The following is a 19,591-nucleotide window of genomic DNA, read 5'->3' on the forward strand; positions in this document are numbered from 1 at the left end:
CCGAAGCCGGATGCCGCGCCCTCCACCACCCGCAGGGGCCCGGCGCCGGCGATCGGTATGGCACGCCTCATGGGCGGCCAGCCCACCGTGCGGTCCATGGACTTCGTGGGCTCCAGCCGCCGACTGCTGGCCACGCTCCGCCCGGAGCGGGCGGTCATCGCCGTCGCGCTCCTCTTCAGCGTCGCCGCCGTGGCGCTGTCCGTCATAGGGCCGAAGATCCTCGGCCATGCCACGGACCTGATCTTCTCGGGCGTGGTCGGGCGGCAGTTCCCCGCCGGCGAGACCAAGGCCGAGGTCATTGCCCGGCTGCGGCACGACGGCGACGGCAAGGTCGCCGACATGCTGGGCGCGATGGACTTCACGCCCGGCAAGGGCATCGACTTCGACGCCATCGGGGTGGTGCTGCTGTGGGTGGCGCTGATCTACCTCGGCATGTCGCTCCTCATGCTCGTCCAGGCCCGGATCGCCACGGCCGTCGTTCAGCGGTCGGTCTTCCGGCTGCGCGAGCAGGTCGAGGAGAAGCTCGGCCGGATGCCGCTCAGCTACTTCGACAAGCAGCAGCGCGGCGAGGTCCTCTCCCGCGCCACCAACGACATCGACAACATCCAGCAGACCCTCCAGCAGACCCTGAGCCAGATCGTCTCCTCGGCCCTGACGATCGTCGGAGTGCTGGCGATGATGTTCTGGATCTCCTGGCTGCTGGCCCTGGTCGCGCTGGTGACCGTGCCCGTCTCCGTCGTCGTCGCCACGAAGATCGGCAAGCGGGCGCAGCCGCAGTTCGTCGCCCAGTGGAAGACCACCGGCACGCTCAACGCCCACATCGAGGAGATGTACACCGGGCACTCGCTGGTGAAGGTCTTCGGGCGGCAGAAGGAGTCCGCGGAGACCTTCCGCAAGGAGAACGAGGACCTCTACGAGGCGGGTTTCAAGGCGCAGTTCATCTCCGGGGTCATCCAGCCCGCGATGATGTTCATCGGCAACCTCAACTACGTCCTCGTCGCCGTCGTCGGCGGACTGCGGGTCGCTTCGGGCGCGCTGTCCATCGGTGACGTCCAGGCGTTCATCCAGTACTCGCGGCAGTTCAGCCAGCCGCTCACCCAGGCCGCCTCCATGGCCAACCTCGTCCAGTCCGGCGTCGCCTCCGCCGAGCGGGTCTTCGAGCTGCTGGACGCGGAGGAGCAGTCACCGGACGCCACGGCGGCGGTGGGCCCCGAGCGCGTGCGCGGCGAGGTCGCCTTCGAGGACGTCTCCTTCCGCTACGAGCCGGACACCCCGCTGATCGAGGGCCTCTCGCTGACCGTGCTCCCCGGCCAGACCGTCGCCATCGTCGGCCCGACCGGCGCGGGCAAGACCACCCTGGTCAATCTGCTGATGCGGTTCTACGAGGTCAGCGGCGGCCGTATCACCCTGGACGGCACGGACGTCGCCGAGATGTCCCGCGAGGAGCTGCGCGGCCACATCGGCATGGTCCTCCAGGACACCTGGCTCTTCGGCGGCACGATCGCGGAGAACATCGCGTACGGGGCGCCTGCCGGCACCCCCATGGAAAAGATCGTCGCGGCGGCCAAGGCCACCCATGTCGACCGCTTCGTCCGCACGCTGCCCGACGGCTACGACACGGTGATCGACGAGGAGGGGGCCAACGTCTCCGTCGGAGAGAAGCAGCTGATCACGATCGCGCGGGCGTTCCTGGCGGAGCCGGAGATCCTCGTCCTGGACGAGGCGACCAGCTCGGTCGACACCCGCACGGAGGTGCTGATCCAGCACGCGATGGCCCAGCTCCGCACGGGCCGCACGAGCTTCGTCATCGCCCACCGGCTCTCCACGATCCGCGACGCGGACGTGATCCTGGTGATGGAGTCGGGCCGGATCGTGGAACAGGGCACGCACGACTCGCTGCTGGCGGCACGGGGCGCTTACGCGGGGCTGTACTCGGCGCAGTTCGCTGCTGCTGAGGCGTAGCGGGTTTGGGGCCCGTCCCGGGCTCGGCGCCGGGCCGGGTCTGTCGACGGGCGGTAAGCCGACGGCTGAGGCCGGCCACATCAAGCCCGTCCGGCGATTGAGGACAACCCCATGCCCGGTTCCGGGCGCCGTTACGGCTGAGCTGTGATCCATTCCGCCACCCGGCTCAGCAGCAGCGAACCCGCGGAGCTCTCCGCATGGCCGAAGCCCCCTTCGATCCACAGGGTGGTGGACGCCGGTGAACCGGCAGCGGCGAGTGCCCTCGGGTGGTCCAAAGGAAAATACGTGTCCTTGTCACCGTGCACGATCAGCAGCGGCCGCGGTGCGATCAAGGGCACCGATTCCGTCGGGGAGAGCGGGACCGGGTCCCAGTCCTCCGGGTGGATGCGCGTGCCCAGCCCCCACCGCGCGATCGCGCGCCCCGTGGGGCCGGAGATCGCCCAGTGCACACGGCGCATGGGAGCCGTGCCCCGGTAGTACCAGCGCGCCGGCGCGCTCACCGAGACGATCGTGTCGGCGTGTGCGTCGGTGCGCCCCCCGTGCCCTCCCCCGTTCGGCGGCAGGTACAGGGCGCCGTGTCGCAGCACCACCGAGCCGCCCATGGAGAAGCCGACGGTCGCCACCCGGCGGTGGCCGAGCGAGCGGGCCCAGCCCACCGCGGCCGCCAGGTCCAGCACCTCGCGGTCGCCGAGCGTGGACCGGCCGCCCGAGCCGCCGTGGCCCCGGAACGAGAACGTGATCACGGCGGTGTGCTGCGCGAACACCCGCGCGGCCCGGCGTAGGCCGGGGCGCTCCAGCGCGCCGGTGAAGCCGTGCGCGAGCACGACGACCGGGCGGTCGGCCGCCCGCCCCGCGGGGTCGGGGCCGGGCTCGTACACGGCCTCCACCCGCACTCCGTCGGCTGTCAAGAGCGCGGCGCGATGACCACTCGAAGTGAGCGACGGAACACAAGGTCGTGCAAAATCGTCCGTACCTCCGAAAGTCATGTGGGTTATTCTGCTGGGCAGAGAGGATCCGGGCAGAGTCGCCCCCGGGTCCTTTTGTGCATTCAGACGCGTCATCCGCGGCTGAGAGCGCGCGTGCTCCTAGGGCGCGGAGACCGCAAACCGTACGAATGAGTGCCGCAACGTCCTCGCAGGGACCGAGGAGGAACCGACGTTATGGGCGAGCGAAGCGTGCAGGACAGCAAGGACCGTACGACCGAGGCGGGTGGCAGCCGATGAGTTCTCTGCTGCTCCTGACCAATGCCCTCCAGCCGTCGACGGAGGTGCTTCCCGCGCTGGGTCTGCTGCTGCACAGCGTGCGGGTGGCTCCCGCCGAGGGCCCGGCCCTCGTGGACACCCCCGGGGCCGACGTCATACTGATCGACGGCCGCCGCGATCTGCCCCATGTGCGCAGTCTGTGCCAGTTGCTCCGGTCCACCGGCCCCGGCTGTCCGCTGATCCTCGTGGTCACCGAGGGCGGTCTGGCCGCGGTCACCGCGGACTGGGGCGTCGACGACGTCCTGCTGGACACCGCGGGGCCCGCCGAGGTGGAGGCGCGGCTGAGGCTCTCCATGGGGCGCCGGCAGATCTCGATGGACGACAGTCCGATGGAGATCCGTACGGGCGACCTCTCCGTGGACGAGGCGACGTACAGCGCGAAGCTCAAGGGCCGGATACTGGATCTGACCTTCAAGGAGTTCGAGCTGCTGAAGTACCTCGCGCAGCATCCGGGCCGGGTCTTCACCCGCGCCCAGCTGCTCCAGGAGGTCTGGGGCTACGACTACTTCGGCGGTACCCGCACGGTGGACGTGCACGTGCGGCGGCTGCGCGCCAAGCTCGGCCCCGAGCACGAGTCCTTGATCGGCACCGTGCGGAATGTCGGCTACCGCTTCGTGGTCCCGGAGAAGCCGGAGAAGGCGGAGCGCCAGGCCGAGGATCCCCAGCGAGAAGGCACCGCGGACGACCCACGAACGGAGAAGCCGGAGGCCGTCCGACCGCAGGCCGCACGCCCGGCGAAGAGGTGAGTGGACCCGCGTAGACTGCCGCCCGTGGCCAAGGTGACGCGGGACGATGTGGCGAGACTGGCGGGGACGTCGACCGCGGTGGTCAGCTATGTCATCAACAACGGGCCGAGGCCGGTCGCCCCGGCCACGCGGGACCGGGTGCTGGCCGCGATCAAGGAGCTGGGGTACCGGCCCGACCGGGTCGCCCAGGCGATGGCGTCCCGACGCACGGACCTCATAGGCCTGATCGTCCCGGACGCGCGCCAGCCCTTCTTCGCGGAGATGGCGCACGCGGTCGAGCAGGCCGCGGCCGAGCGGGGCAAGATGGTGCTCGTCGGGAACTCCGACTATCTCGACGAGCGCGAAGTGCACTATCTGCGGGCCTTCTTGGGCATGCGGGTCTCCGGGCTCATCCTGATCAGCCAGGGGCCCAGCGAGCACGCCGCCACGGAGATCGACGCGTGGGACGCCCGCGTGGTGCTGATGCACCGCAGACCGGACGCGATCGACGACGTCGCCGTCGTGACCGACGACGTCGGCGGCGCCCAGCTCGCGACCCGTCATCTGCTGGAGCACGGGCACCCCTACGTGGCCTGTCTCGGCGGGACCGAGGAGACGCCGGTGATCGGCGACCCGGTCACCGACCACGTCGAAGGCTGGCGGCGGGCCATGCGCGAGGCCGGGAAGTCGCTGGAGGGCCGGCTGTTCCAGGCCCCCTACAACCGCTACGACGCCTACAAGGTCGCCCTCGGGCTGCTGTCCGGCCCCGACCGGCCGCCGGCCATCATCTGCGCCACCGACGACCAGGCGATCGGCGTCCTGCGGGCCGCGCGCGAGCTGCGCATCGACGTCCCCGGCGAGCTGGCCGTCGCCGGTTTCGACGACGTGAAGGAAGCGGCCCTCACGGACCCGCCGCTGACCACCGTCGCCTCCGACCGCATCGCCATGGCCCGCTCGGCCGTGGACCTGGTCCTGGACGACGCCCTGCGCGTCGCCGGGTCCCGGCGCGAGCGGCTCAAGCAGTTCCCGTCGGCGCTGGTCATCCGGCGCTCGTGCGGCTGCGGCGGCTGAAAGCCTCCTCCGCCCCTGCCCGTTCCCGCGTGATTTCTTGGCCCCACCCGCTAAAAGGCCAGGTCAGGCAGAGTGCAAGGGCTCACCTTCCTGCCGTCCTTACACCGGGCATACCGACTTCTGTCGGGCTTCTTACGCCGCACTCAGACAGTTCTCATGAAGGCGGAGGACAGTCTTACCCATGACGGAGACGCACCGCCGCAGCGGCGACCAGGACCCTGACCAGCACTCCGGGCAGCAGCCCGGGGCCTATCCGGCCCCTCCGGCGTACGCGCCGCAGCAGCCGGTCACCACGGCGAGCGGCGTCACCGTCTGGCCGGGTGGCGACGGCACGGCCGGTGGCGGCGGCCACTACGGCTCGTACGGCTCGGACGCGGGGGTCCCGCACGCGCACGTCGCGCACGGCGGCGGGGCCGAGGGCGGCGGTGGCGGTTACGCGGGATTCGCGGCGCCCGCCCCCGCCGGTGGTTCACCCGCCGGGCACGCCGCCCCCCGCGCCCGCGGGCCCGTGGCGCTGCTCGCCGCCTGCGCCATCGTCGCGGCGGTCGTCGGCGGCGGCGCGGCCGCGCTCGTCGGGGAGCTGACCGACGGGCCGGGGAGCGCCGGGCAGTCGACGCCGGTGCAGAACGTGGCCTCCAAGAGCAGCGGCGTCTCCGCCGTCGCCAAGGCCCTGAAGCCCAGCATCGTGGAGATCAAGGCCGCCACCTCCTCCGGCCAGTCCACCGGATCCGGCGTGATCATCACCGGGGACGGCGAGATCGTCACCAACAACCACGTCGTCGCCGGCTCCGACACCGTGAAGGTCAACCTCAGCGACGGCACCACCAAGACCGCCAAGGTCGTCGGCACCGACCCCGGCAAGGACCTCGCCCTCATCAAGGTCGAGGGCGGCAGCGGTCTGAAGGCCGCCCAGCTCGGCGACTCCGGCAAGGTCCAGGTCGGCGACGAGGTCGTCGCCATCGGTTCGCCCGAGGGCCTGACCGGCACGGTCACCAGCGGCATCGTCTCCGCCCTGAACCGCGACGTCACCGTCTCGAAGGAGCAGGGCCAGGGGCAGGGCGGCCAGGACCGGCGCGAGCGCGGCGTCCCCCAGTGGCCCTTCGAGTTCGGCGGCAACGAGTACAACGGCGACACGGGCTCGTCCAAGACCACCTACAAGGCGATCCAGACGGACGCCTCGCTCAACCCCGGCAACTCCGGCGGCGCCCTCATCAACATGAGCGGCCAGATCATCGGCATCAACTCCGCGATGTACGCCTCCGGTTCGGGCTCCGGCAGTGGTGACTCCGCCGGCAGCGTCGGTCTCGGCTTCGCCATCCCCATCAACGACGTCAAGGCGGACCTCGCGAAGCTGCGCGCCGGCGGCAGCGTCACGTGACGGCGCCGCGTGACGGCCGTGCCGTCGCCGCCGTGCCACGCTGAGGGGTGCGGCACACCCCCCGTTCCGCACCCCTCAGTGACCCGAGCGAACCCCGTGAGGTACCCGCGATGAGCCCCGCCGAGCACGGCGACCAGCCCGCCCGCATCCTGATCGTGGACGACGAACCCGCCGTCCGTGAGGCGCTGCGCCGCAGCCTCGCCTTCGAGGGCTACGGCACCGAGCTCGCCGTCGACGGCCTCGACGCCCTCGACAAGGTCGACGCGTTCGACCCCGAGCTGATCGTGCTGGACGTCCTCATGCCCCGCATGGACGGGCTGACGGCCGCCCGGCGGCTGCGCGCCGCCGGAACCACCGTGCCGATCCTCATGCTCACCGCCCGGGACACCATCGGCGACCGCGTCACCGGCCTCGACGCGGGCGCCGACGACTACCTCGTCAAACCCTTCGAGCTGGACGAGCTGCTGGCCCGCATCCGCGCCCTGCTGCGCCGCAGCTCCTACGCGGCCGCCACCGGCCCGGCGCCGGCCGACGAGCACGCCCTCACCTTCGCCGACCTGCGGATGGACCTCGCGACCCGCGAGGTGACCCGGGGCGGGCGGGCGGTGGAGCTGACCCGGACGGAATTCACGCTGCTGGAGCTGTTCCTCACCCACCCCCGGCAGGTCCTCACCCGTGAGCAGATCCTCAAGTCGGTGTGGGGCTTCGAGTTCGAACCGAGCTCCAACTCCCTGGACGTGTACGTGATGTATCTGCGCCGCAAGACCGAGGCCGGCGGCGAGCCGCGCCTCGTGCACACCGTGCGGGGCGTCGGATACGTCCTGCGGGCCGACGGCGGCGCCGAGTGATCCGAAGATTCGGCCGGCTGCCCCTGCGCTCCCGGCTCGCCCTGCTGACGGCGGCTGCCGTCGCCGTCGCCGTGGCCCTCGCCGCGGGTGCCTGCTGGCTGGTCACCAAGCAGCAGCTCGGGCACCAGCGCGACGAGACGCTGACCAGTGCCCGGGCCGACGAGAACTACCTCCGCGACCTGCTGCGGACCTGCGACGCCAACCCCGGCCGACAGCCCGCGCCGCCCGGTTCGTACACCGTGCAGATCGTCACCGCCGGCGGTCTGGTCTGCACCACGCTCGGCAAGTCCCCGGTCCAGGTCGGCGACGCCGATCTGGCGGTCGCCCAGGGGCGGCTGTCCGACACGCTGCACGACGCGACGGCGAAGGACGGCACGCGGATGCGCGTCGCGACCTCCGCGGGCCCGCTGCCGAACACCGCCGTGTCCATCGCCCAGCCGCTCAGCGAGACCGAGAAACCGCTCAACACCCTCGCGCTCCTGCTGGTGATCACCGCCGGGGTGGGGGTGCTGGGCGCGGCGACGGCGGGGCTGTGGATCGCCCGTGCCGGGCTGCGGCCCGTGGACCGGCTGACGGGCGCGGTCGAGCACATCGCCCGCACCGAGGACCTGGCGGTGCGGATCCCCGTCGAGGGCGAGGACGAGATCGCGCGGCTCTCCCGCTCCTTCAACTCCATGACCGCGGCCCTCGCCTCCTCCCGCGACCGCCAGCAGCAGTTGATCGCGGACGCCGGGCACGAGCTGCGCACGCCGCTGACCTCGCTGCGCACCAACATCGACCTGCTCGCGCGCAGCGAGGAGACGGGCCGGGCGATCCCGCCGGAGGACCGCAAGGAGCTGCTGGCGAGCGTGAAGGCGCAGATGACGGAGCTGGCGGCGCTGATCGGCGACCTCCAGGAGCTGTCCCGCCCGGACGGCGCCCCGGGCGGCCCGGTGCAGGTGCTCGCCCTGCACGACATCGCCGGGCGGGCGGTCGGCCGGGCCCGGCTGCGCGGGGCGGGCCTGACGATCACGGCCGAGCTGGATCCCTGGTTCGTGCGCGCGGAGCCCGCCGCGCTGGAGCGGGCGTTGGTCAATCTGCTCGACAACGCGGTCAAGTTCAGCCCGCCGGGCGGCGGGATCGAGGTCCGGCTGGCCGACGGCGAGCTGACCGTGCGCGACCACGGCCCGGGCATCCCGCCCGAGGAACTGCCGCACGTCTTCGACCGCTTCTGGCGCTCGCCCACCGCCCGCAGCCTGCCGGGCAGCGGCCTGGGCCTGTCGATCGTGGCCCGCACGGTCCGGCAGGCCGGCGGCGAGGTGACGCTGCGCACCGCGGAGGGCGGCGGCACGGAGGCCTCCGTACGGCTGCCGGGCGCGCCGACCGCGCCCCCGCCGGTGTTCCCGTAGGAGCTCGCCCGGGACGACCACGCGAGAAAGGCCCCCACCATCGGTGGGGGCCTTTCTCGTTCCGTGCGCCACCAGGGACTCGAACCCCGGACCTGCTGATTAAGAGTCAGCCGCTCTAACCAACTGAGCTAGCGGCGCGGAATGAATATTACATGATCTGTCCGGTGGGAAAAAAGTGGCCGATCGGTCAGGACGGACGGCCCGCTACCGGCCCTTGCCGACGGGCAGTTCCGCGCCGGTCAGGTCCGCCCGGATGCCGTCCCGCTCGACCGTCACATGGCGCAGGTGCAGATCCCGTGCCTGCTTCGGCAGCTGGAAGGAGAGCGAGAGCCGGTCGGACAGCTCGGGCGGGCGCAGGCCCATCAGGGCCGTCACCAGCTTCGGGTCGATGCCGATCCGCTTCAGCAGCCAGGGGTGGTCGACCACGACGTCGACCAGGTTCACCCGCATCAGCCGCTCCACGAACCGGGGCGCACCGGTGATCTCGCGCAGCCGGTCCTCGTCGCGCAGCGCGATGGCGACGGCCTGCTTCGACACCCCGAGCCGCTCGGCCACGGCGGGCACCGACAGCAGCGCCTTCGCCCGGGCGGCGTCCCGGCTGATGCGCTCGGCGGTCTCGCGGTGCAGGACGAGCCCCTTGTCCTTGCCCGGGCGGTAGGTGGCGACACGGGGAATGTCGACGCTCATACCGTCGATGTCGGTGGAGATCCCACGGTCGCCGTCCCGCCGCAGACGCGCCTGCGCCCGTACGCGCAACTCCTCACCGGCGACGGTCAACTTACCGACCGCGCGAATCGAATTGTCGCCGTGGTCACTGAATCTGACCTGCGAGGCGCCGAGTTCCCGGTTCAGGTCGTCGAAGGCCAGCAGGACCTCGCCGTCCAGATTCCCGATGACGGCACCGCGCACATCGGACGGGAGATTCCCGGTCAGCCGGACGTCACGGGCGCTCGCCCGCACTTTCGCCAGGGACACACGGTCCGCCGCGACGTCCGGCACGGTCACGTCGACCCGCGAGAGCCGTTTGGCGAAGACCTGCGTGAGAAAGGGAAAGCCGTGGATGTCCACCTGGGGAGCGGCCTCCAGGTGGAGTTGGCGCTGGAGCGTCTGCTGCGCCTTCTTCTCCGCGTACATCACCGCGCAGCGGTCGGCGAGCACCAGGAAAGCGGCACAGGCCACGACGGCGAACAGCAGCTTGGTGGCGCGGGGCACGGCGGACAGCCGGCGGCGGCGACGACGGCGGGAGCGGGAGCGCTTGGCGCGGCGGTGGTCGGGCGGCGACCAGGCATCTTCCTCGCCGGTTTCCCCGCCCGGTTCCTCGTCCGGGGGGTCGTACCTCAGCCCCAGACCGAGGGGATCGTCCTCGGCCGGATCGGCGGAGGTGTCGCCGTACATGCCGTCGGTGGTCTCGGCGGCCGTGTCGTGGGGGACGACGACCGGAATCTCCTCCAGCGTCTCTTCCGGGTCGGCCAGGGACGCGAGTTCGTCATACGGATTGGGGGGACGGGGAGGTATGCGTGTGGGGGTTCGCATCACCACATCCCACCATGCATGAGGCCCTCGGACGCAAGGCCTACTGCCGGTTACGCGTAAATCCTGTGCTATTTCCGGCCGTTGGGCGAGTGTGTTTTCCCCCACGGTGATCCGGCCGTTTAGCGTGGCCGTATGGCACGCGCTCGAAGGTGTCGCGACGACCACGCGACCGTGAAATACGACGCAGGGGGCCCTTTCGGCGCGGCGAGTTCCGTTTATCTCATAACCGACCTGACGGGAGAACGTACCCATGATCGTGGTAACGGGAGCGACCGGAAACATAGGCCGCGAGTTGGTGGAGCGGCTGCTGGCCGCAGGCGTCGGCGTACGGGCGGTGAGCCGTGACCCCGAGCGGGCGGGGCTGCCGGCGGGTGTCGAGGTGGTACGGGCCGATCTGACCGACGGGGCTGACCTCGGCGCGCTCCTCGCGGGGGCCCGGGCGCTGTTCCTCAACATCGCCGCCACGGGCCTGGAGGCGGGCGCCCTGATCGAGGCGGCGACGAAGGCCGGAGTGCGGCGGATCGTCTTCAACTCCTCGATGTCCGTAACCGATACGCCCGCCGACGAGGAGGGCTTCATCGCGCGAGCCCACGCGGCGGCCGAGCGTGCGATCCGCGACTCGGGGCTGGAGTGGACCTTCGTGCGCGGCGGCATGTACGCCACGAACGCCCTGCAGTGGGCGGAGCAGATCCGTTCCGAGGGCGTCGTGCGCGGTGCCTACGCGGAAGCCGTCGGGGCCCCCGTGCACGAGGCGGACCTCGCGGACCTCGCCGCCGCGGCACTCCTGGACACGACGGGCACGCACCTCGGCCAGGCCTATGTGGCGACCGGCCCGGCGGGTGTGACGATGGCGGAGCAGGTCGCCGCCATCGGGCGGGCCCTCGGCCGCCCGGACGTGCGCTTCGAGGAGATCTCCTTCGAGGAGGCCGTCGCCGCCATGGAGCGGGCCGGCGCCCCGAGGGTCGCCGCCGAGGACATCATCCGGTACTTCGGGGCCTCGGTCGGCCAGGAGGCGCTGGTCACGGACGCCGTCCAGCGGGTGACGGGCCACCCTGCCCGTTCGTTCGAGCAGTGGGCGCGGGACCACGTGGCCGACTTCCGGTGACGGTCCTCCGGGCGGCGCCGCGGGGCCGCCCGGAGCCGCCCGGGGCTTCGGCGACGACTAGATCGCGCTGACGTTCACGGCGGAGGGGCCCTTCTGGCCGTCCTGGATCTCGAACTCGACGTTCTGGCCCTCGGCGAGTGTCTTGAAGCCGTTGCCCTGGATCGCCGAGAAGTGGACGAAGACGTCCTTGGACCCGTCGGCGGGGGTGATGAAACCGAACCCCTTCGACTCGTTGAACCACTTGACCTGGCCCTTGATCTTCGCCATCGCGATTCCTCCTGTTGGTGCGAACGGAGATCACCGTCTCACGCGCCGAACGTGAAGAGGCGCTATTTCCGGCCGACTTGGCGGCACCGGGCCAGGGTCGTCGAAAAGGCCGACTTCCCGGCCCCACCACCGCCCGGGGAGCCGGCGGAACAGCGAAGGATCAACCGCGGCGGCCGCCACCGCCGTACCCGCCGCCGTACCCGCCGCGACCGCCCGAGCGCTCCTCACGCGGCCGGGCCTCGTTGACGTTGAGGTTGCGTCCGTTGAGTTCCTTGCCGTTGAACTGCTCGACGGCCCTGGCCGCGTCGGAGTCGCTCATCTCGACGAAGGCGAAGCCCTTGGAACGACCCGTGTCGCGGTCGGTGACGATGCTGACGCTCTGCACCGAGCCCGCCTCCTGGAAGAGTGCGGTCAGATCGCCCTCCGTCGTCTGATAGCTCAAGTTGCCCACGTAAAGCCTCTTCGACACGGTCGACTCTCCCTCGCTGTGACGGTCGGCTGCGCCGAACCGACCCGAACCGTCGCAGTAGGACCGGGCGTGGACAAGGGCCCCCGGCCCCTTTCCGGCCATGGCCACAACATCCTCACAAAAGCGACAGACCCCGGATGGGTGATCTTCGACGCGGGCGCGCTGATGTTCGGTCCGAACGAGGAAGGAAGCGGATACGGGCTGTTTTGTGCCCGGTCGAGCATCGTCGCGGAGGTAGTGGTCATGCAGGTTGCGGGCTGGCATGTCGAGGTCGAGTTCGACGAGGACGAGACGCACACCCGGGCGGCCGCGCTGCTGCGGCTGCGGGACGACACGGAACTGCGGGGCAAGGGCCATGCCACGCGCAACCCCGCGGACCCCGAGGAACACCGGATCGGCGAGGAACTCGCGGGTGGCCGTGCGCTGATGGACATCGCCCAGCAGCTCACGGCCAAGGGCAACACCGAGGCCAAGAACCTGCGGTAGGCGTGGCGTGTGCACCTCCGCTGCGCGGTGGTGTCCTCAAGCGCCGGACGGGCTGCTGTGCTGTGTCCTCAAGCGCCGGACGGGCTGCTGTGCTGTGTCCTCAAGCGCCGGACGGGCTGATTTCAGCCCGTCCGGCGCTTGAGGACGCGCCCGCAGGGCGCTCGCCGCCGCAGGTGGCAAGACGGGCCCGTGGCCGAAGATCCGCCGGACAGGCGAGGGGCGCTCGCCGCCGCAGGTGGCACAGACGGACCGCAGCGGGAGCGCCCACGCAGGTCACTTCACGATCGTGATGCGGTCCGCCTTCGGCGGGGCCAGGGGAGAGGCCGCCGAGGAGCGCGCGGTGAGGTACGAGGTGAAGGCGTCGAGGTCGGAAGCGCCCACGAGCTTGTTCTTGCCCTCCTTGAAGGCGGGGAAGCCGTCGCCGCCGCCCGCGAGGAACTCGTTCATCGCGACGCGGTAGGTCTTGCCCGGGTCGATCGCGGTGCCGTTCAGCTTCACCGACGACGCGACGACGCGGTCCGCGCCCTGCTTCGTGAGGTCGAGCGTGTAGGTCAGGCCCCGGCTCACCTGGAGGATCTTCGGCTGCGGCTCGTTCGGGCCGCTGACCTGCTGCTGGAGGGCGGCGATGACCTGGGCGCCGGTGAGGTCGACGACGTTCATCATGTTGGTGAACGGCTGGACCGTGAACGCCTCGCCGTAGGTCACGACGCCGTCGCCCTCGGCACCCGACGCCTTGAAGGCGAGGTCGGAGCGGATACCGCCGGGGTTCATGAACGCGATCTGCGCGCCGCCCTTGTCGGCCGGGGCGAGGGCCTCCAGCTGGGCGTCCGTGAGCAGGTCGCCGAGCGGCTTCTCGTACGCCTCGGAGCCGCGGCCGTTGATGTCGGCGGAGATGTAGCCGACCGGCTTGTTGGCGACCGGGGCCGCCAGGGTCTTCCAGCGGTCGATGAGCCGGGTCATGTCCGCGGCCTTGGGCTGCTCGCGGTCCACGACGTGGTTCGTGGCGCGGGGGCCCTTGACGCTCGTACGGACGATGTCCTTCGTCCGCCGGTCGTAGGTCAGCGTCGTGTCGGTGTAGACGCGGCCGAAGGAGGCGGCCGAGGTGACCGTGCGCGGCGCGCCCGACGGGTCGGGGATGGTGCAGGCGTACGCCTGGTGGGTGTGACCGGTGACGAGCGCGTCGACCTTCGGGGTCACCTTCTTGGCGATCTCGACGATGGCGCCGGAGATGCCCGCGCCCGCGCCCGGGGTGTCGCAGTCGTAGTTGTACGAGCCGGACGCCGGCATGCCGCCCTCGTGGATCAGGGTGACGATGGACTTCACGCCCTGGCGGTCGAGCTCCTTGGCGTACTTGTTGATCGTCTCGACCTCGTCGCGGAACTTGAGGCCCTTGACGCCCTCGGCCGTCACGACGTCCGGGGTGCCCTCGAGGGTGAGACCGATGATGCCGATCTTCACGCCCTTGTGCTTCCAGACCGTGTAGGGCTTCAGGATCGGCTTGCCGGTCTTCTCGTCGGTGACGTTCGCCGCGAGGTAGGGGAAGTCCGCGCCGCGGAACTTCTTGCCCTTCTCGAAGCAGCCCTCCTTGGGGTGGCAGCCGCCCCGCTGCATGCGCAGCAGCTCGGCGCGGCCCTCGTCGAACTCGTGGTTGCCGACGGAGGTGGCGTCCAGCTTGATCTTGTTGAGCGCCTCGATGGTGGGCTCGTCGTGGAACAGGCCGGTCATCAGCGGGCTCGCGCCGATCATGTCGCCGGCCGCCGCGGTGATCGAGTACTCGTGGCCCTTGCGGGCCGTGCGCAGCGAGTTGGCGAGGTACTCGACGCCGCCCGCCGGTATGACCTTCTTCGTGCCGTCGGGCTGCGTCTCGGTGACGGTGCCGGAGGAGCCCTGCGGGGCCTCCAGGTTGCCGTGCAGGTCGTTGAAGGAGAGCAGCTGCACATCGACCGTGCGGCCGTGGCGCTGCTTGCCGCTGTTCGCGCTGTCGGCGGCCGCCGCGCTGTCCGCGCCCGCCGGGGCGGCGGCGGAGAGCACTCCTGCGGTGGCGGCGAGCACGGCCGCGGTGGCGGTCAGCCGTCTGGCGAGGTGCTTCCGTGGCGGCGTCGCGTGAGGCGTCGCGGGCATTTGTTCCCCTTTGTAATGATGTGGTGCTGTTGGTGGTGCTGGCACTGCGTCAGATGGGTCGGCGGCAGCTTACGGTCAACGCGCGTAGCTCGTCAGGAGGGTTGAGGTGACGAATTGGTAGCTTCGGGCCGTCGGTTCTCCGCCGGTCGGGCGGGCACGCCACGGCGTACCCCCGGTAGCGCCCCGTGCGGGTCGTAGGCTCAAGGCCATGAGTGACGTGGTGGTGTACGACGCAGGCGGACCGCGGTCGATCGAGGTCCTTCAGGAGCTGACGCCCGAGCTGGTCCGGGACGTGCTGTTGCTGGTGGGGGAGGCCGCCGACGCCGACGGTCAGCCGGCCGTCTCCGAGCAGGGCCGGCTACAGCTCGAGGGCGCGCGGCCGGGGGTGCGGCACCTGCTGCTGCACGACGCGGACGGTGAACTCGTCGGGTACGCCCAACTGGAGGACAGCGACCCCGTGGAGGCCCCGGCGGGCGAGCTGGTCGTCCGTCCCGGTCAGCGCGGCCGCGGGCACGGGCGGGCGCTCGGGACGGCGCTGCTGGCCGAGTCGGGCAAGCGGCTGCGGGTCTGGGCGCACGGCGGGCACCCGGCCGCCCGGCACCTCGCACAGGTGCTCGGGCTGAGCCTCTTCCGCGAGCTGCGCCAGATGCGCAGGCCGCTGACCGACCTCGACCTCCCCGAGCCGGTGCTGCCCGAAGGCGTGAGCGTACGGACCTTCCGGCCCGGCGAGGACGACGAGCAGTGGCTGGCGGTGAACGCCGCGGCGTTCGCGCACCACCCCGAGCAGGGCTCGCTGACCCAGCGGGACCTGGACGACCGCAAGGCCCAGGGCTGGTTCGACCCGAAGGGCTTCTTCCTCGCCGAGAAGGACGGCGCGATCGTCGGTTTCCACTGGACGAAGGTGCACGCCGACCAGGGGATCGGCGAGGTGTACGTGGTGGGCGTGCGGCCCGGTGCGCAGGGCGGCGGGCTCGGCAGGGCGCTGACCACGATCGGGCTGCGGCACCTGGCGGGCGAGGGCCTGCCGACGGCCATGCTCTACGTCGACGCGGACAACAAGCCCGCCGTCACCGTCTACGAGCGGCTCGGGTTCCAGGTCTACGAGACGGACCTGATGTACCGGTCGGAGAGCTGACCGGAAGGGCTTCGCGGAGCCTCCCGAGAGTCATCGGAACCGCCCTCCAGGGTCGCCCTGGAGGGCGGTTTCGCGTGTCCGCCCCGCCCGGGGGTGTTTGACAGCGGGTCCACCCTTCCATCACCCTTTCACTAATCAAGTAGTGAAAGGGTGATGCGCGTGGTCGAATTCCGCATCGACCGGCGCAGCGGAGTCGCCACCTATCTGCAGATCGTCCTGCAGGTGAAGCAGGCGCTCCGGCTGGGTCTGCTCGCTCCCGGCGACAAGCTGCCGACGGCCAAGGAGGTCGTCGCGGCCACGGCCATCAACCCGAACACCGTCCTGAAGGCGTACCGCGAACTCGACCGCGAAGGCCTGGTCGAGCCGCGCCCCGGACTGGGGACGTTCGTACGGCGGTCGCTGGCGCGGCCCGAAGCCGCCGCGGATTCGCCGCTGCGCGCCGAACTGGCCGACTGGACGGACCGCGCACGCGCGGCCGGGCTCGACCGTGAGGACGTGGCCGCACTGGTCGCGTCCGTGCTGGACGAGGGCTTCGGCGACCACGCGCGACGTGAAGCGCACGACGTGAACAAGGGGAACAAGGGGACCGCATGACCGACCTGACCTTTCAGCCCGACCGGACCGCCCTGCAGGCGGTCGGCCTCGGGGTGAAGCACCGGCGCGGCTGGGCGCTGCGCGACTGCTCCTTCCGTCTGCCCGCCGGGCGGATCTGCGCCCTCGTCGGACCGAACGGCGCGGGCAAGTCCACCCTGCTCTCCCTCGCGGCGGGCCTGCGGCGGCCCACCACCGGCTCGCTCACCGCCTTCGGCGCCGGGCCCACCGACCCGGCGATCCGGCCCCGGGTGGCGTTCGTCGCCCAGGAAAAGCCGCTGTACCCCCACTTCACCGTCGCCGACACGCTGCGTCTGGGCCACGAGCTGAACCCCGGCGTCTGGGACCAGGCGGCCGCCGAGCGGCTCGTACGGGACGGGGGCCTGCCCTTCGGCGCCCGCGTCGGCTCGCTCTCCGGCGGTCAGCGCACCCGCGTCGCCCTCGCCCTCGCCTTCGGCAAGAAGCCCGAACTCCTGCTGCTGGACGAGCCGATGAGCGACCTCGACCCGCTCGTCCGCCACCAGATGATGGCCGCCCTCATGGCCGAGGCCGCTGAGCGCGCCACCACCGTCGTGATGGCCTCGCACGTCCTCGCCGAACTCGACGGCGTCTGCGACTACCTGCTGCTGATGGCCGACGGCCAGGTGCGGCTCGCGGGCGAGGTCGAGGACCTGATCGCCGCGCACACCCTGCTCCTCGGCCGCCACGAAGGACCGGCTCTGCCACCGGAGTTGGCGGGGCACACGGTCGTGGAGTCCCGTGCCACCGGGCGCCAGTTCAGCGCGCTCGTACGCACCGACGGCCCGGTCGCGGGCCGCTGGGAGGCCACCGAGCCGAGCCTGGAGGAGCTGCTCCTCGCGCATCTGCGCGCGCCCGGCGCCCCGGCGCTTCTCACGCCCAGCGCGGAGCCGCGCGGCGCGGCGAAGGCGGCGGCATGAGTGCCGCCACGGCAGCCGGTGCGCTCTCCCCGCGGTTCCGGCCGCGCGGGATGACCTGGCTGGTCTGGCGGCAGCACCGGGCCACCCTGTGGAGCGCGCTGGGGCTGCTCGTCGCGCTCGTCGGCGCGCTGGTGTGGGTGAAGTTCGCGGGCCACGCCTACCTCGACGACCACGGCCTGCGCGCCGGGTGCGAGGGGGACGTCACCTGCGGGGAGGCCGACTGGCAGGCCCTCTCCACCTTCCGCGCCCGGTACGGCGATCTCCTTTACCAAATAGGCTGGTTGACGCAGTACCTGCCCTGGGTGGTCGGCCTGTTCGTGGCCGGCCCGATGGTGGCGCGCGAGCTGGAGAGCGGTACGTACAAGCTCGCGTGGTCGCAGTCCGCCTCCCCCCTGCGCTGGCTCGCGGCGAAGCTCGCCACGGTCACCGTGGCGGCGCTCGCCGGGTTCTCGCTGCTGTCGGCGGTCCACACCTGGACCTGGCAGTCCTTTCCCGCCGACGTGCTGACCGCCCAGCACTGGCAGTACACGTTCGACATGATCGGCCCCGCCCCCGTCGCGCACGCCCTGCTGGCGATCGCCCTCGGCACGCTCGTCGGTCTGCTGGTCAAGCGCACGATCGTGGCCATGGGCGTCACTCTGGTCCTCTCCGCCCTGGTGATCTGGGCGCTGGACGTGTTCCGGCCGTATGTGATCAGCCCGGTGATGACCCTCTACCCCGGGCGGCCGTCGCCCCCCGACAGCGCCTGGGTCGTCGAGCGCGGGGGCATCGGCGCCGACGTCGGCCGCATCAAGTCGCTCTGGTGCGACATGGACATCTCCGACGCGCAGTGCCTCGCCAAGCACGGCTTGACCGACTGGTACGCGGAGCTCCACCCGCGCTCGCACCTGTGGCCGATGCAGTGGGCCGAGACCGGCATCCTCGTCGGCGTCGCCCTGGTCCTGGCCGCCGCGGCCGTCTGGCTGCTGCGCCACCGTTCCCAGGCCCCGTCGGCCACCTCGTACTTCCGGAAGGCGGCGGCATGACCGTGACCTCGATACCCCCGGCCCGTACCGTGCCCCCGCGCGCGCCCGGCGTGCGCGCCCTCGCCCGGCTCGTCGCCCGTCAGCACCGCACCACGGCGTGGATCCTGCTGGCGCTGTTCCTCGCCTTCGCCGGGTCGCTGGTGTGGCTGCACGGCGCCTTGGGCGACTTCATCGACACCCACCGGCTGCTGGCCGGCTGCGACGCCGTCGAGTGCGACGGCTCGTCCGCGAAGCTGGCCGACTTCCGGTCCTCGTACGGCGACTACCTGCACATCGCGGGCCTCCTGCTGGAATTCCTGCCCGCGCTGATCGCGGCGTTCGTCGCAGGCCCGATGGTGGCGCGCGAGCTGGAGAGCGGTACGTACAAGGTCGCCTGGACGCAGTCCGCCTCGCCGATGCGCTGGTTCGCGGCGAAGCTCGCGCTGCCGGCCGTGGTCGTGCTCGCCGGGGTCTCGGTGCTCTCCGCGCTCTACACCTGGTGCTGGCGGGTCGTGGGCGACCGCGAGGGCGGTGACCTGCTGCTGCCCGGCCAGGTCTGGCACCAGTCGTTCGACATGCTCGGGCCCGCGCCCGTCGTCCTCGCCCTGGCCGGGGTCGCCGTCGGCGCGCTCGCCGGTCTGCTGGTCAAGCGCACGCTCCCGGCCATGATCGTCGCCCTGGCGGCCGTCGGCGTGGTGTCGACGGCGACCGGGGCCCTGCGGCAGCACCTGGTCACCCCGGTGACGACGATGTCCGCCGACATGCAGGGCCTGCTCGGGAACCGCACCTGGTGGTTCGAGCGCGGCATGGTCGGGCCGAACGGCGGGCACATCGTGGAGCCCGACTGCGGCGTCGGCGTCTCGCCCGCCCAGTGCCTCGTCGACCACGGTGCGAGCGGTTGGTACACCGAGTCCCACCCGTACGCGCACCTCTGGCCCATGCAGTGGGTCCAGGCGGGCGTCGTCACCGTGTTCGCCCTGCTCCTCGCGGCCGGCGCGTTGTGGTGGATGCGGCGCACCCACCGCTGACCGGGCGCCCTTGCCGTACGCCCGTACACCTCGTGGTGCGGGCGTACGGGCTCGACCATGCTTGTTCGGGATCGTTCGAACTTCTTCGGCCGCCCGCCCGGAGGCCGCCGACCCCGCGGGGTCGGGCCCCGCTTTCCTGCGCGCCATGTGCGCGTTACCCATGATTCAACCGCGGTTGCGAACCTTGCCGAATGCAGCCCGCCGTGCCACAAACCCCCGGCCGGAGACTACGCGCCGCCCCGGCGCCCGTCTCCGACGAGCCCCGCGTGCCCGCGGCGCG

At 71.5% G+C, this 19,591-nt stretch carries 18 protein-coding genes and 1 tRNA gene; 13 read left to right on the forward strand and 6 right to left on the reverse strand.

Features of this window, described 5'->3' with window-relative positions; all coding sequences use genetic code 11:
• Positions 1-69 precede the first annotated feature (69 nt).
• Positions 70-1,962 (forward strand): ABC transporter ATP-binding protein, encoded by a 1,893-nt coding sequence (locus FHS38_RS22905; protein ID WP_184736638.1) that lies wholly within the window; start codon positions 70-72, stop codon positions 1,960-1,962.
• Positions 1,963-2,093: 131 nt separating this feature from the next.
• On the opposite strand, the gene FHS38_RS22910 is transcribed toward FHS38_RS22905, so the two are convergent.
• A complete protein-coding gene (locus FHS38_RS22910) occupies positions 2,094-2,948 on the reverse strand; it encodes an alpha/beta hydrolase family protein (RefSeq protein WP_184736287.1) in 855 nt (284 codons plus the stop codon).
• A 233-nt stretch (positions 2,949-3,181) separates the two neighbouring features.
• Here FHS38_RS22910 and FHS38_RS22915 point away from each other — a divergent pair, with 233 nt between their 5' ends.
• The 5 genes from FHS38_RS22915 (at position 3,182) to FHS38_RS22935 (ending at position 8,634) form a co-directional block, all read left to right on the forward strand.
• Entirely contained in the window at positions 3,182-3,970 is a 789-nt protein-coding gene (locus tag FHS38_RS22915) for a response regulator transcription factor (RefSeq protein WP_184736289.1), read from the forward strand.
• 24 nt (positions 3,971-3,994) lie between these two features.
• Positions 3,995-5,020: a LacI family DNA-binding transcriptional regulator gene (locus FHS38_RS22920; protein WP_184736291.1), complete on the forward strand. Its 1,026-nt coding sequence runs from the start codon at positions 3,995-3,997 to the stop codon at positions 5,018-5,020.
• A 181-nt stretch (positions 5,021-5,201) separates the two neighbouring features.
• Positions 5,202-6,398 (forward strand): S1C family serine protease, encoded by a 1,197-nt coding sequence (locus tag FHS38_RS22925; protein ID WP_184736293.1) that lies wholly within the window; start codon positions 5,202-5,204, stop codon positions 6,396-6,398.
• Between the two features lie 110 nt (positions 6,399-6,508).
• Positions 6,509-7,246, forward strand: coding sequence for a response regulator transcription factor (locus FHS38_RS22930; protein ID WP_184736295.1), 738 nt, complete (start codon positions 6,509-6,511; stop codon positions 7,244-7,246).
• A complete protein-coding gene (locus FHS38_RS22935; protein ID WP_184736297.1) occupies positions 7,243-8,634 on the forward strand; it encodes a sensor histidine kinase in 1,392 nt (463 codons plus the stop codon). The genes FHS38_RS22930 and FHS38_RS22935 overlap by 4 nt, the downstream gene beginning before the upstream one ends.
• 64 nt (positions 8,635-8,698) lie before the next feature.
• On the opposite strand, the gene FHS38_RS22940 is transcribed toward FHS38_RS22935, so the two are convergent.
• Positions 8,699-8,772, reverse strand: a tRNA-Lys gene (locus tag FHS38_RS22940).
• A 66-nt stretch (positions 8,773-8,838) separates the two neighbouring features.
• The gene (locus FHS38_RS22945; RefSeq protein ID WP_184736299.1) at positions 8,839-10,167 is read right to left on the reverse strand and encodes an LmeA family phospholipid-binding protein; all 1,329 of its coding nucleotides are present in this window, start codon (positions 10,165-10,167) and stop codon (positions 8,839-8,841) included.
• A 250-nt stretch (positions 10,168-10,417) separates the two neighbouring features.
• Between FHS38_RS22945 and FHS38_RS22950 the strand changes: the two genes are divergently transcribed.
• The gene (locus tag FHS38_RS22950; RefSeq protein ID WP_184736301.1) at positions 10,418-11,272 is read left to right on the forward strand and encodes an NAD(P)H-binding protein; all 855 of its coding nucleotides are present in this window, start codon (positions 10,418-10,420) and stop codon (positions 11,270-11,272) included.
• Positions 11,273-11,329: 57 nt separating this feature from the next.
• Here the strand turns inward: FHS38_RS22950 and cspE are convergent, their stop codons facing one another.
• Both cspE and rbp read right to left on the reverse strand, forming a co-directional pair.
• Positions 11,330-11,539: a transcription antiterminator/RNA stability regulator CspE gene (cspE, locus tag FHS38_RS22955; protein ID WP_184736303.1), complete on the reverse strand. Its 210-nt coding sequence runs from the start codon at positions 11,537-11,539 to the stop codon at positions 11,330-11,332.
• A 160-nt stretch (positions 11,540-11,699) separates the two neighbouring features.
• On the reverse strand, positions 11,700-12,008 hold the full coding sequence (rbp, locus tag FHS38_RS22960; RefSeq protein WP_229822141.1) for an RNA-binding regulator: 309 nt from the start codon (positions 12,006-12,008) through the stop codon (positions 11,700-11,702).
• Positions 12,009-12,149: 141 nt separating this feature from the next.
• Between rbp and FHS38_RS22965 the strand changes: the two genes are divergently transcribed.
• The gene (locus tag FHS38_RS22965) at positions 12,150-12,494 is read left to right on the forward strand and encodes a DUF1876 domain-containing protein (RefSeq protein ID WP_308433511.1); all 345 of its coding nucleotides are present in this window, start codon (positions 12,150-12,152) and stop codon (positions 12,492-12,494) included.
• A 273-nt stretch (positions 12,495-12,767) separates the two neighbouring features.
• Here the strand turns inward: FHS38_RS22965 and FHS38_RS22970 are convergent, their stop codons facing one another.
• Complete coding sequence (locus FHS38_RS22970; RefSeq protein WP_184736306.1) at positions 12,768-14,615, reverse strand: bifunctional metallophosphatase/5'-nucleotidase; 1,848 nt, start codon at positions 14,613-14,615, stop codon at positions 12,768-12,770.
• 208 nt (positions 14,616-14,823) lie between these two features.
• Here FHS38_RS22970 and mshD point away from each other — a divergent pair, with 208 nt between their 5' ends.
• From mshD to FHS38_RS22995, 5 genes are all read left to right on the forward strand, one after another.
• Positions 14,824-15,750, forward strand: coding sequence for a mycothiol synthase (gene mshD / locus FHS38_RS22975; RefSeq protein ID WP_184736308.1), 927 nt, complete (start codon positions 14,824-14,826; stop codon positions 15,748-15,750).
• 153 nt (positions 15,751-15,903) lie between these two features.
• The gene (locus tag FHS38_RS22980; RefSeq protein WP_184736310.1) at positions 15,904-16,344 is read left to right on the forward strand and encodes a GntR family transcriptional regulator; all 441 of its coding nucleotides are present in this window, start codon (positions 15,904-15,906) and stop codon (positions 16,342-16,344) included.
• Positions 16,341-17,279: an ATP-binding cassette domain-containing protein gene (locus FHS38_RS22985; RefSeq protein WP_184736311.1), complete on the forward strand. Its 939-nt coding sequence runs from the start codon at positions 16,341-16,343 to the stop codon at positions 17,277-17,279. The genes FHS38_RS22980 and FHS38_RS22985 overlap by 4 nt, the downstream gene beginning before the upstream one ends.
• Positions 17,276-18,304: an ABC-2 membrane transporter-related protein gene (locus FHS38_RS22990; protein ID WP_184736313.1), complete on the forward strand. Its 1,029-nt coding sequence runs from the start codon at positions 17,276-17,278 to the stop codon at positions 18,302-18,304. Before FHS38_RS22985 ends, FHS38_RS22990 begins: the two co-directional genes overlap by 4 nt.
• Positions 18,301-19,311, forward strand: a complete 1,011-nt coding sequence (locus FHS38_RS22995; RefSeq protein WP_184736315.1) for an ABC-2 membrane transporter-related protein — start codon at positions 18,301-18,303, stop codon at positions 19,309-19,311. Before FHS38_RS22990 ends, FHS38_RS22995 begins: the two co-directional genes overlap by 4 nt.
• Positions 19,312-19,591 lie beyond the last annotated feature (280 nt).

Origin of the sequence: Streptomyces netropsis, assembly GCF_014203545.1 — a bacterium.
Taxonomy (GTDB): domain Bacteria; phylum Actinomycetota; class Actinomycetes; order Streptomycetales; family Streptomycetaceae; genus Streptomyces; species Streptomyces netropsis.

Coding starts and splice junctions, on each gene's coding strand:
- FHS38_RS22905 (WP_184736638.1), top strand. CDS start 70: ATGGGCGGCCAGCCCACCGTGCGGTCCATGGACTTCGTGGGCTCCAGC.
- FHS38_RS22910 (WP_184736287.1), bottom strand. CDS start 2,948: ATGACTTTCGGAGGTACGGACGATTTTGCACGACCTTGTGTTCCGTCG.
- FHS38_RS22915 (WP_184736289.1), top strand. CDS start 3,182: ATGAGTTCTCTGCTGCTCCTGACCAATGCCCTCCAGCCGTCGACGGAG.
- FHS38_RS22925 (WP_184736293.1), top strand. CDS start 5,202: ATGACGGAGACGCACCGCCGCAGCGGCGACCAGGACCCTGACCAGCAC.
- FHS38_RS22930 (WP_184736295.1), top strand. CDS start 6,509: ATGAGCCCCGCCGAGCACGGCGACCAGCCCGCCCGCATCCTGATCGTG.
- FHS38_RS22945 (WP_184736299.1), bottom strand. CDS start 10,167: ATGCGAACCCCCACACGCATACCTCCCCGTCCCCCCAATCCGTATGAC.
- FHS38_RS22950 (WP_184736301.1), top strand. CDS start 10,418: ATGATCGTGGTAACGGGAGCGACCGGAAACATAGGCCGCGAGTTGGTG.
- cspE (WP_184736303.1), bottom strand. CDS start 11,539: ATGGCGAAGATCAAGGGCCAGGTCAAGTGGTTCAACGAGTCGAAGGGG.
- FHS38_RS22970 (WP_184736306.1), bottom strand. CDS start 14,615: ATGCCCGCGACGCCTCACGCGACGCCGCCACGGAAGCACCTCGCCAGA.
- mshD (WP_184736308.1), top strand. CDS start 14,824: ATGAGTGACGTGGTGGTGTACGACGCAGGCGGACCGCGGTCGATCGAG.
- FHS38_RS22980 (WP_184736310.1), top strand. CDS start 15,904: ATGCGCGTGGTCGAATTCCGCATCGACCGGCGCAGCGGAGTCGCCACC.
- FHS38_RS22985 (WP_184736311.1), top strand. CDS start 16,341: ATGACCGACCTGACCTTTCAGCCCGACCGGACCGCCCTGCAGGCGGTC.
- FHS38_RS22990 (WP_184736313.1), top strand. CDS start 17,276: ATGAGTGCCGCCACGGCAGCCGGTGCGCTCTCCCCGCGGTTCCGGCCG.
- FHS38_RS22995 (WP_184736315.1), top strand. CDS start 18,301: ATGACCGTGACCTCGATACCCCCGGCCCGTACCGTGCCCCCGCGCGCG.